Source organism: Sphingomonas pituitosa NBRC 102491 (assembly GCF_001598435.1).
Classification (GTDB): domain Bacteria; phylum Pseudomonadota; class Alphaproteobacteria; order Sphingomonadales; family Sphingomonadaceae; genus Sphingomonas; species Sphingomonas pituitosa.
Map to the genome: position 1 here is coordinate 46,838 of NZ_BCYY01000029.1, position 10,179 is coordinate 57,016.

At 66.6% G+C, this 10,179-nt stretch carries 12 protein-coding genes; 10 read left to right on the forward strand and 2 right to left on the reverse strand.

Annotated features, from left to right (window positions below; translation table 11 throughout):
- Nucleotides 1-9: 9 nt before the first annotated feature.
- A complete protein-coding gene (locus tag SPI01S_RS19075) occupies nucleotides 10-2,844 on the reverse strand; it encodes a M16 family metallopeptidase (protein WP_066726508.1) in 2,835 nt (944 codons plus the stop codon).
- 216 nt (nucleotides 2,845-3,060) lie between these two features.
- Here SPI01S_RS19075 and SPI01S_RS19080 point away from each other — a divergent pair, with 216 nt between their 5' ends.
- The 9 genes from SPI01S_RS19080 (at nucleotide 3,061) to SPI01S_RS19120 (ending at nucleotide 8,879) form a co-directional block, all read left to right on the forward strand.
- A complete protein-coding gene (locus SPI01S_RS19080; RefSeq protein WP_066726509.1) occupies nucleotides 3,061-4,176 on the forward strand; it encodes a glycoside hydrolase family 43 protein in 1,116 nt (371 codons plus the stop codon).
- 237 nt (nucleotides 4,177-4,413) lie between these two features.
- Nucleotides 4,414-5,061 carry a queuosine precursor transporter gene (locus tag SPI01S_RS19085; protein ID WP_066726514.1) on the forward strand — a complete coding sequence of 216 codons (648 nt, stop codon included), beginning with the start codon at nucleotides 4,414-4,416 and terminating at the stop codon, nucleotides 5,059-5,061.
- Between the two features lie 20 nt (nucleotides 5,062-5,081).
- Nucleotides 5,082-5,981: an acetylglutamate kinase gene (argB, locus tag SPI01S_RS19090; protein ID WP_066726516.1), complete on the forward strand. Its 900-nt coding sequence runs from the start codon at nucleotides 5,082-5,084 to the stop codon at nucleotides 5,979-5,981.
- Nucleotides 5,982-6,056: 75 nt separating this feature from the next.
- A complete protein-coding gene (locus tag SPI01S_RS19095; RefSeq protein ID WP_066726518.1) occupies nucleotides 6,057-6,353 on the forward strand; it encodes a YggT family protein in 297 nt (98 codons plus the stop codon).
- Nucleotides 6,354-6,371: 18 nt separating this feature from the next.
- Nucleotides 6,372-6,662, forward strand: coding sequence for a DUF167 domain-containing protein (locus tag SPI01S_RS19100; RefSeq protein WP_373278327.1), 291 nt, complete (start codon nucleotides 6,372-6,374; stop codon nucleotides 6,660-6,662).
- Nucleotides 6,652-7,527: a bifunctional methylenetetrahydrofolate dehydrogenase/methenyltetrahydrofolate cyclohydrolase FolD gene (gene folD, locus SPI01S_RS19105; protein WP_066726521.1), complete on the forward strand. Its 876-nt coding sequence runs from the start codon at nucleotides 6,652-6,654 to the stop codon at nucleotides 7,525-7,527. Before SPI01S_RS19100 ends, folD begins: the two co-directional genes overlap by 11 nt.
- The gene (locus SPI01S_RS19110; protein WP_066726523.1) at nucleotides 7,524-8,147 is read left to right on the forward strand and encodes a MarC family protein; all 624 of its coding nucleotides are present in this window, start codon (nucleotides 7,524-7,526) and stop codon (nucleotides 8,145-8,147) included. Before folD ends, SPI01S_RS19110 begins: the two co-directional genes overlap by 4 nt.
- A gap of 110 nt (nucleotides 8,148-8,257) precedes the next feature.
- Nucleotides 8,258-8,464 (forward strand): type II toxin-antitoxin system HicA family toxin, encoded by a 207-nt coding sequence (locus SPI01S_RS19115; protein WP_218017633.1) that lies wholly within the window; start codon nucleotides 8,258-8,260, stop codon nucleotides 8,462-8,464.
- Nucleotides 8,465-8,486: 22 nt separating this feature from the next.
- Nucleotides 8,487-8,879 (forward strand): type II toxin-antitoxin system HicB family antitoxin, encoded by a 393-nt coding sequence (locus tag SPI01S_RS19120; protein ID WP_066726524.1) that lies wholly within the window; start codon nucleotides 8,487-8,489, stop codon nucleotides 8,877-8,879.
- Nucleotides 8,880-9,079: 200 nt separating this feature from the next.
- Here SPI01S_RS19120 and SPI01S_RS19125 read toward each other — a convergent pair whose 3' ends face one another.
- Nucleotides 9,080-9,718: a TonB family protein gene (locus tag SPI01S_RS19125; RefSeq protein WP_066726525.1), complete on the reverse strand. Its 639-nt coding sequence runs from the start codon at nucleotides 9,716-9,718 to the stop codon at nucleotides 9,080-9,082.
- A gap of 259 nt (nucleotides 9,719-9,977) precedes the next feature.
- Between SPI01S_RS19125 and SPI01S_RS19130 the strand changes: the two genes are divergently transcribed.
- Complete coding sequence (locus SPI01S_RS19130; protein WP_066726528.1) at nucleotides 9,978-10,175, forward strand: hypothetical protein; 198 nt, start codon at nucleotides 9,978-9,980, stop codon at nucleotides 10,173-10,175.
- The last annotated feature ends 4 nt before the right edge of the window (nucleotides 10,176-10,179 follow it).

A 10,179-nucleotide genomic window follows, 5' to 3' on the forward strand; every position in this document is an offset into this window, starting at 1 on the left:
TTCTCCTGGTTACTTGGTTGCAGGCGGGCTCTTCCCCGCCAAAGAGGCTGCGCTGATCACCTCGACAGGCAGGCCGAGGCTGTCAAGCTGCGGGCGGACCTTGGCGGCGTCGCCCACGACCACCCAAACGAACCGATCGACGTCGAGTGCCCCGCGTGCCGCAGCGTCAAGCTGGGCCGCCGTCATGGCGCGATATTTTTGCGCGATGCTGTCGTAATAATCGTCGGGGCGGTGGCGGATATCGTTCTGCTGCATCGCGCCGAGCACCGCATTGGCGGTTTCGAATCGCCCGGCCAGTTCACGGGTGCTGCCGGCGATCTCGCGGGCGAGCTCGGCCGGGGTGATGCCGCTGGTCGTCAGGAAGCCGCGCACGTCGTCGCGGATCGACTTGATCGAATCGCCGGTGCGGTCGGCCTGGACGGGGGCGTTCACTGCATAGGGCACGGCGTGCTCCAGCCAGTTGAACCCGCCGCTGGCGCCGTAGGACCAGTGCCGCGCCTCGCGCAGATCCATGTTGATGCGCGAGAGGAAGCCGCCGCCCAGCACCTGGTTGGCGGTGACTGGCACCAGCAGGTCGCCTGCCGGATCGAGCGGCGTCATCTGCGCGGCGACGATCAGCGACTGCGGCGAATTGGGGCGATCGACCAGCACGATGCGCGGGGACGCCTGTTGCGGCTTGTTCGCGAACGCCTTGACGCCCGCCGCCCCTTCGCCCTTCCAGTCGCCGAAGCGCGCATCGAGCGCTGCCTTCACCTGCGCCAGCGGGAGGTCGCTGACGACGAACACCTTGGCCTTGTCCGGCCGGATCCAGGCGCGGTGGAAGGCGACCAGTTCGTCCCGCGAGAGCTTGGCGACCACGGCAGGGTCGCCCGAGCCGTTGGCGAGCTTCGCATAGGGGGTGGCGGTGCCGTACAGCAGGCCCGGCAGCGCGCGGCCGGCGAGGCCGCTCGGGCTGCTCAGCTCGAACTGGATCGCGGTGAGCGTGGTGGCGCGCAACCGCTCGACTTCGGCCGGCGCGAAGGCCGGGTGGCGGACGATGTCGGCGAACAGTTCGACGCCGCCGCCCAGATTGGCGCTGGGGACGCCGAGGCTCAGATAGGTGCGATCGGCCGAGCTGCCGCCGTCGATCTCCGCGCCCAGCCGTTCCTTGGCCTCGGCGATGGCGATCGAGTTCCGGCTGGTCGTGCCTTCGTCCATCAGCGACAAGGTGAGGTTCTGGGTCCCCGGCCGCCCGTCCGGATCGGCGGTGGCGCCGGCATCGAAGCTGAGCACCATGCGCGTCACCGGCACCGCGGTCTGGCGGGCGTAGATCAGCTCCACGCCGCTGGCGAGGCGAGTGCGCTCCACGGTGGGGAAGCGGATGTCGCGGATCGGGCCGACGTCGGGCAGCGGCCCGCGATCGCCCTTGGGGATCGCTTCCTCGGCGGCGGGCTTGGCTGGCGCGACGGCGGCGGCTTCCTGATAGGCCTCGCGGTCGCCGGGCTCGACGCGGATGGTGAAGGCGGGGCGGGTGAGCCATTTGGCGGCGGCCGCGCGCGCCTTGGCCGGCGTCATCTTCGCCACTTCTTCCAGCCGCTTGCGGAAGAAGCCGGGGTCATTCGAATAGAGCAGGCCCTCGGCCAGCGTCGCCGCCTGGGCGCGGGCCGACTGCAGGCCCTTGATCGTCGCGGAGACGTTGGTGGTGGCGACGCGCTGCACCTCGTCGGCGGTCGGCCCCTTGGCGATCAGATCGGCGAGGATCGCGTCGATCCGCTTGTCGACCACCGCCGGGTCGACGCCGGGCTTCAGCGTCACGCCGATGGTGAAGGTGCCCGCCTGCGAGAAGGTTTCGGCATAGGCATAGGCGCTCACCGCCAGCTTCTCCTCGCGGACCAGTGCGTTGGCCAGCCGCGAGCTGGCGAGGCCGCCCAGCACCTGGCCGAACACGTCGAGCGCCGCGGCATCGGGATCGTTGAGGCCGGGGATCGCCCAGTTGCGGGTGATCTGGATGGCGGGGACGCGGTCCTTCAGTACCACCGTCTTGGCGGCGGGCAGGGTGGGGATGGTGACCTTGGGCAGCGCGCTCTGCGGCCCGCGCGCGATGCGGCCGAAATATTTCTCGACCAGCGGCCGCGCCTCGGCGGCGTCGATGTCGCCGGAGAGCGAGAGGACGGCGTTGTTCGGGCCGTAATGCTCACGGAACCAGCCCTTCACGTCGTCCACGCTCGCGCGGTCGAGATCGGCCATCGATCCGATCACCGAATGGCCATAGGGGCTGTCGCCGAACAAGCCTTCGACCAGCGTGTATTCGACCAGGCCATAGGGCTGGTTGTCGCCCTGGCGCTTCTCGTTCTGGACCACGCCGCGCTGCTCGTCGAGCACGCCTTGCGTGATCGCGGGGGTGAGCCAGCCCATCCGGTCGCTCTCGAGGAACAGCGCGCGTTCGAGCGCGGGCTTGGGCACGGTCTCGAAATAATTGGTGCGGTCGTAATAGGTGGTGCCGTTGAGATCGGTCGCGCCGACCTGCTTGAGCGGCTCGAAGAAGTCGCCCGGCGCGTTCTGCGAGCCGTTGAACATCAGATGCTCGAACAGATGCGCGAAGCCGGTCCGGCCGGCGGGCTCGTGCTTGGAGCCGACATCGTACCACACCGAAAGTGCTACGACCGGCGCCTTGCGATCGGTATGGACGATGACGCGCAGGCCGTTGGCGAGGGTGAACTGCTCATAGGGCAGCTTCACCTGATCGACGAGCGTGGCGAGCGGCGCCGGCGCGGTGGCGGCCGGGGCCTGCTGCGCGGCGGCGGGCAGGGCAGGCGCCGCGAGTGCGACCAGCGCGGTAGTGCAAAGCAAACGAATGGACGGCATCGAAGCGGAATCCCCCACGGAATGTGACGGGTGATACCATAGTGGCGCGCGCGGGCCCGGCAAGCGCGTGCATGGGAAGGCGCGGCGACGCATCGCTTTCAGCGCGAGGACGCCGCCTCAGCCGATGCCAAGCCTATTGCCCGGCACGCCGGTCGGATGGTAGCGCTATCGGAAAGCGGCACAAGCCGCTCCGAGACAGGACGAGAGGATAGGCTGTTGCGACTTTCGCTGAAACTTTCGACGGCTGCGGCCGCGCTCGCGCTCCTTGCGGGCTGTTCCACCGGCGGCCCGGTCCAGAACGATGCCGCGTCGAACGGCACCGCGTCGGCAGAGGCGCGCAGCCCGGAGGGCAAGCGCTATCTCGCCCAGCCGCTGGTCAAGGACCTTTTCTTCGCCGATCCTTCCGCGCACGTGTTCGACGGCAAGATCTATATCTATCCCAGCCACGACGTCGACATGGGCATCCCCGACGACGATCTCGGCAGCCAGTACGCGATGCATGACTATCAGGTGCTGAGCATGGATCGCCCCGGCGGCCCGGTGACGGTGCACCCGGTCGCGCTCGACCTGAAGCAGGTGCCCTGGGCGTCCGAAAAGGCCTGGGCGCCCGACGCGGCGTTCAAGAGCGGCACCTATTACCTCTACTTCCCGGCCAAGGATAAGCAGGGCGTGTTCCGGATCGGCGTCGCCACCTCGACCTCGCCGGTCGGGCCGTTCAAGGCCGAGCCGCAGCCGATCCAGGGCAGCTATTCGATGGACCCCGCCGTCTTCACCGACGACGATGGCCAGAGCTATCTCTATCTGGGCGGCATCTGGGGTGGGCAGCTGCAGCGCTGGGCGACCGGCAAGTACGATCCGAATGCCGGCGACACCGACCTGAAGAAGGACGACCAGCCCGCGCTGACCGGCAAGGTTGCGCGCCTCGCGCCCGACATGAAGAGCCTCGCCGAACCGCTGCGCGATGCGGTGATTCTCGACGAAAAGGGCAAGCCGCTGCTGGGCGGCGACCATGACCGCCGCTTCTTCGAGGCGGCCTGGACGTTCAAGCGCGGCGGCAAATATTACTACATGTACTCGACCGGGGACACGCACTTCCTGGCCTATGCCGTCGGCAAGAGCCCCTATGGCCCGTTCACCTATGCCGGGCGCATCCTGGAGCCGGTGCAGGGATGGACAAGCCATGGCTCGGTGTTCGAGTTCCAGGGCAAATGGTATCTGGCATACCACGACACCCAGCTGACGAATAAGAACCACCTCCGGTCGGCCAAGATCACCGAACTGACCTTCCGTCCTGACGGCACAATCGAGACGCTGAAGCCGTTCAAGGACTGAGAGTCTGTCTGGAAATGCGCTGCAGCGCATTTCGCGGCACCGGCCCGCTCCTCCACCCGGCCACCCATAGAATACTGCCGTTGGGTGGCCGGGTGGGGGAGCGGGCCGGTGCCGCCTTGAAATTTGCTCTTCCGGGAATTTCCAAACGGTCACTGAGGGCGCGCCAGTACGCATCCCGGGACACCCCGGCCCGCGCGGCATCTTCCACCGGCCAAGCTTTGGCGCTAGCAACCGCCGATGGATACCCCCAAGCTCGCCATCCCGCGCTCGCTCTTCGTCTACGCCATCCTCTATGGCGGCATGGTCTGCATGGCGGGCGTGCTGGGGGTGAAGCAGGTAGCACTCGGGCCACTGGCGGTAGAGGCGGGGATCTTCGGCTTCCTGATCCTCGTCGTGCTGTCGAGCGCGGTGGCCGAGCTGCACGGCCAGGCGATCGCCACCGGGCTGGTACGGCTGGGCTTCGTGCCGCTGCTCGTCTCGGCCGCGCTGATCCAGCTGGTGCTGATCCTGCCGGCCGACAAGGGCATGTACCCGCCCGCCATCGCCGCCTTCCCGATCGTCGTCGGGCAGGGGATGCGGATGATGCTCGCCGGGTTCATCTCCTACGGCACGTCGCAGACGCTCAACGTGTTCATCTTCAACAAGCTGCGCGGGCAGGCGGGACCGAGCGGGCTCGTCTGGTTCCGCGGCATGGTGGCGAGCGTGGTGTCGCAGATCGTCGATACCGTGCTGTTCATCAGCATCTCGTTCCTCGGCGAGCGTCCGATCCTGGAGCTGATGGCCGGGCAGATGCTCACCAAGGTGGTGCTGTCGATCGTGCTCGTGCCGTTCCTGATCACCGGCGCGGTGGCGCTGGGACGCGCTCTCGATGGACGTAAGGGCTAAGCGGCACTAAAGGGCCGCGGATGACCGACCACGCACCCCATCCGGCGCTGCTCGCCAAGGCCGAAACCCTCACCGAGGCGCTGCCCTATCTGCAGCGCTATGCCGGCGCCACCTTCGTCGTGAAATATGGCGGCCACGCCATGGGCGACCCCGAGCTGGCGCGCGACTTCGCCGAAGACGTGGTGTTACTGAAGGCGGTGGGGATCAACCCGATCGTCGTGCACGGCGGCGGCCCGCAGATCGGCCGGATGCTCAAGCGGCTCGGTGTCGAATCGACCTTTGTCGGTGGGCTGCGCGTCACCGACAAGGCGACTGCCGAGATCGCCGAAATGGTGCTGGCGGGTTCGATCAACAAGGAAATCGTCGCCTGGATCGCGGCGGCCGGCGGCCGGGCCGTGGGCATTTCGGGCAAGGATGCCGGGCTGGTGCGCGCCGAGAAGGTGCAGCGCAGCGAGGCCGATCCGCTGCAGGGCATCGAGCGCCATGTCGACCTCGGGTTCGTCGGCGAGCCGGTGGCGGTGGACATTTCCATCCTCCAGTCGCTGGCGGCATCGGGCTTCATCCCCGTGGTCTCGCCGATCGCGCTGGGCGCGGACGGGCACACCTACAACATCAACGCCGATACCATGGCCGGCGCGATCGCCGGGGCGTGCGGCGCCAAGCGCTTCTTCCTGCTGACCGACGTGCCCGGCGTGCTGAGCAAGACCGGCGACCTGCTCACCGATCTCGATGCAACGCGCGTGCAGGCGCTGAAGGACGACGGCACCATTTCGGGCGGCATGATCCCCAAGGTGGAGACCTGCGTCAACGCGGTGGCGGCGGGCGTCGATGCGGCGGTGATCCTCGACGGACGCATCCCGCACGGCATGCTGCTGGAAATCTTTACGCGGCAGGGCGTAGGCACGCTCGTCCACGCCTGATTGTCCGGCGCGCGTTTCATCCTATATCGCACCTGAAACGGTGCCGCGGAGAGTGAATTGACCCAGATTGGCCTGATGCTGCTGCAGATCCTGCAGGTGCTGCTGAACATCGTCTGGTGGATCATCGTGATCCAGGCGGTGCTGTCGTGGCTGATCCAGTTCAACGTCATCAACACCCATAGCGATTTCGTCCGCGCGGTGTGGAATGCGCTGCATCGGATCACCGAGCCGCTCTACCGCCCCTTCCGCCGCATCCTGCCGGATTTCGGTGCGCTCGATCTGTCGCCGTTGGTCGTGCTGCTGATCCTCTACATCCTGCAGAACATCGTGATCCCGCGCATCGCGCTGATGATCGCCGGCGCCGCGCTCTAAGTGCCTGCCTGGCGGCCTGTGGCCTCCGGAATCGAGATCGCCGTGCGCGTGACGCCCCGGGCGTCGCGCGACGTGCTGGCGGCGGGGACGGGGGCGCATTTCGCCGCCCGGCTCGCCGCCCCGCCGGTGGAGGGCGCCGCCAATGCCGCGCTGGTGCCGCTGGTCGCCAAGACATTCGGGGTGCCCAAGCGCGACGTGACGCTGATCGCGGGAGAAACGTCGCGGCTCAAGCGGCTTTCGATCGCCGGCGACGCTACGGCTCTGGAACAGATCGCCCGCAGCCTCTATGGCGAGGGGCATGACGGCTGAGATCATCGACGGCAAGGCATTTGCCGCGGGCCTGCGCGCCCGCATCGCGACCCTGGTTCCTGCGTTCGAGGCGGCGGCGGGGCGCGTGCCCGGCCTTGCCGTGGTGCTGGTGGGCGAAGACCCCGCCTCCGCCGTCTATGTCCGCTCCAAGGGCAAGCAGACCCGCGAGGCCGGCATGGCGAGCTTCGAGCATCGCCTGTCCGCCGATACCACGCAGGAGGCGCTGCTGGCGCTGGTCGATCAGCTCAACGCCGATGCGAGCATCGACGGCATCCTCGTCCAGCTGCCGCTGCCCAAGCATATCGACGAGCAGGAAGTGCTGCTGCGCATCTCGCCCGAGAAGGACGTCGACGGTTTCCACCCGGTCAACGCCGGCCGCCTCGCAACCGGGCTGGAGGGCTTCGTGCCCTGCACCCCGCTCGGCTGCCTGATGCTGCTGCAGGACAAGCTGGGCAGCCTGTCCGGCCTCGACGCGGTGGTGATCGGCCGCTCGAACATCGTCGGCAAGCCGATGGCGGCCTTGCTCACCAAGGCGAGCGCGACGGTGACGATCGTCCATTCGCGCACCCGCAACCTGCCGCATTATCTCCGCCATGCCGACATCGTCGTGGCTGCCGTGGGCATCCCCCATTTCGTCAAGGGCGAGTGGCTCAAGCCCGGCGCGACGGTGATCGACGTGGGCATCAACCGTACGGACGAAGGCCTGGTCGGCGATGTCGACTTCGACGGCGCGGCGAGCGTCGCGGGTGCGATCACGCCGGTGCCGGGCGGCGTCGGCCCGATGACGATCGCCTGCCTGCTGCGCAACACGCTCGTCGCCGCGCACCGCAATGCCGGGGTCCCGCTCGAGGCAGACGCGATTTGATCGAGCTGTTCGTCTCGTCCTTCGTCACCTTCTTCGTCATCATCGACCCGCCCGGCTGCGCGCCGATCTTCGCGGGGCTGACGGCGGGGACCAACGCGGTGCATCGCCGCGCGATGGCGGTGCGCGCGGTGATGGTCGCCGCGATCATCCTGTTCGGCTTTGCGCTGTTCGGCGAGGCGCTGCTCCACGCGCTGGGGATCAGCCTCAACGCCTTCCGCATCGCCGGCGGCATCATGCTGTTCCTGATCGCGCTGGAAATGGTGTTCGAGAAGCGCACCGAGCGGCGCGAGGACCGGGCCGAGAAGGTGAAGGCCGAGGATCCGGTCGACATCTCGATCTTCCCGATGGCGATGCCGATGATCGCCGGGCCGGGATCGATCGCCTCGGTGATGCTGCTGATGGCGCAGAGCAAGGGGATCGAGCAGTCGGCGGTGGTGCTGGCGGCGATGCTGGCGGTGCTGCTTCTGTGCGTGCTCGCGCTGCTGGCGGCGGGGCCGATCATGCGGATCGTCGGCGCCAAGATCGAAGCGGTGGTGTCGCGGCTGCTCGGCGTGCTGCTCGCGGCGCTGGCGGTGCAGTTCGTGATCGACGGCATCCGGGCGGCGCTGGCGGCGGGGTAGGCTGGCGGCCCAAGCATTCTGTTCGCTTGCGTCCATGGCCTGCCATCCGTAGCAGGCTTGGCGGATGGATTTGTGCGCAAAATAATACACACAATTGCTTGATGCGCGTTATGGCATTGTGTATCTATTTGCGCATGGAGCGGGACAGCGAGCAGCTTGTCAGGAAGCTCCTTTCGGAAGGTTGGGAGAAGGTGTCGTCGAACGGCTCCCACCACAAATTCCGCAAGGGTTCGCAGACCGTAATCGTGCCGCACCCGAAGAAAGACCTGCCAACGGGCACCGCCCGCGCCATCGCGAAGCAAGTCGGCTGGCTTTGAGCCCGCCGGAAGGGATTTCAGAGTGAAGATCTATTTCGCCATCGTGCACAAGGATGCGGACAGCGCCTATGGCTTGACGTTCCCTGATCTGCCCGGCTGCTTCTCGGCTGCCGACACGATCGAGGATCTCGTAAAGAACGCTGCCGAAGCGCTCGACCTGTGGTTCGAGGATGCGGACGAGGTGGCGCCTGCCGAGGCTTCGGCGATCGCCGCAGCCCATGCTGCGGATCTGGCCGAAGGTGCCTTTCTCGTCGCGGTTCCCTATATCGCCAAGGCCGGCAAGGCGGTGCGCGTCAACCTCTCGCTGGACCGCGGTACGCTGGAAGCGATCGATGCGGCAGCGGCCGCGCGCCACCTCACCCGCAGTGCCTGGCTCACCCAAGCCGCGCGCAACGAAATCGTGATGGCGCGCTAGGCTTTACCTTCAAAATACTACCGTCCGGAACTGCCCAACACCAGTCGCAAACCCGCGCCGCTTCTTGGATGGTCCCGACGTTTTCTGATCAACATTCCACGCGGTGGAGGCGGTCCGTTTTCTCGCCGCGTCGAGGCAAGTGGCAATCGCCGCCTCTCCAGCATATATTCGGGCTCAGGCTCTTCCAACATGCGAGCCGCTCACCTTGCGGAAACCGGCTCGAACGTCACCAGGACCATCCGCGTGTCGAACAGAGGCCCGTATTTGATACCTTGTGTCGGTGCCGGCGCCTGTACCATGACCTGCTGACAAGCCACCTTGTCAATCGCGACAAGACCGCTCGTCACTTCGATCCGGCAGGCATCCGGTTTGCCGGACTTTGCAAAATGCACCCGCGTCAGCGCGGGTCTGGCATATCCGGCCGGCAGTTTAGCAACGTCCACGATGAGATCGATGCGCGGAATCTCGCCCGGCGCCGGACCGTCCTGCGACGTCCACGCGAAGTTGTTGGAATATATCGCACGAATCGGGGTCCCCGCCGGGTCACGTGCCGGGCTGAACCGGGCGCGCTTCAGGAGGATGGCGCAAGCATGCTGATCCAATTGCAAAAATCCGGAAGTTGCGGTGATATAGCAACCATCCGGAACGCCCTTCGTGTCTACGGTCAGGGTAAAATGCACCCTCCCCACCTTGCCCTTGTCGACTGCGCTGGACGGATAATCCGCGTCCGTCACCCAGTCGGCTGGTGCGCTCCTTGGCTTCAACGGCGTCGCCAGTGCGCTTTTCGGCACCTCCCCGGCCTGCACCAGAGCCATCACCCCCAACAACATCCATTCCATTCGTCAGCCCCCGGTCTACCTCTCGATCATGGCCTGCCGTCGCGCGGCGAATCAAGGCCCCGGCCCACGCGCCATAAACTGTTGCTGTGCGCTGTAAGACTGCGCGGCGGAACCGACCCACCCTCTTCTGTCACGTTTTGGATTGAAGGTGGTCTTCACGCTGCTTTGTTCGCTAGCGGAGCGATGGCTTCCTACCGATGCCCGCCATGGCCGCTCCCGTCCACTAGCGGCCGTTCGTGAGCGGGTCCATGATCCCGTGATGCCGATCCTGATTTTCGTCTCGCTGGCTCTGGTGCTGCTCGTCTGCAACATGTTCTATTGTGGCCGGAGCGTTATTGTGGATGCGCGCCGATCACAGCGGGCCAGTACGACACTTGGTGTGCTGGCGCTGTCCGGTGCTATGATGGCTTCGGTGGCGATGGTCTGGGCCACGCTCGCAAGTCTCGCCCATCTATAGCGGC

Excerpts from the sequence above, each read along its gene's own strand:
- SPI01S_RS19075 (WP_066726508.1), bottom strand. The coding sequence starts at position 2,844 with ATGCCGTCCATTCGTTTGCTTTGCACTACCGCGCTGGTCGCACTCGCG.
- SPI01S_RS19085 (WP_066726514.1), top strand. The coding sequence starts at position 4,414 with ATGGATACCCCCAAGCTCGCCATCCCGCGCTCGCTCTTCGTCTACGCC.
- argB (WP_066726516.1), top strand. The coding sequence starts at position 5,082 with ATGACCGACCACGCACCCCATCCGGCGCTGCTCGCCAAGGCCGAAACC.
- SPI01S_RS19095 (WP_066726518.1), top strand. The coding sequence starts at position 6,057 with ATGCTGCTGCAGATCCTGCAGGTGCTGCTGAACATCGTCTGGTGGATC.
- folD (WP_066726521.1), top strand. The coding sequence starts at position 6,652 with ATGACGGCTGAGATCATCGACGGCAAGGCATTTGCCGCGGGCCTGCGC.
- SPI01S_RS19115 (WP_218017633.1), top strand. The coding sequence starts at position 8,258 with ATGGCATTGTGTATCTATTTGCGCATGGAGCGGGACAGCGAGCAGCTT.
- SPI01S_RS19125 (WP_066726525.1), bottom strand. The coding sequence starts at position 9,718 with ATGGAATGGATGTTGTTGGGGGTGATGGCTCTGGTGCAGGCCGGGGAG.
- SPI01S_RS19130 (WP_066726528.1), top strand. The coding sequence starts at position 9,978 with ATGCCGATCCTGATTTTCGTCTCGCTGGCTCTGGTGCTGCTCGTCTGC.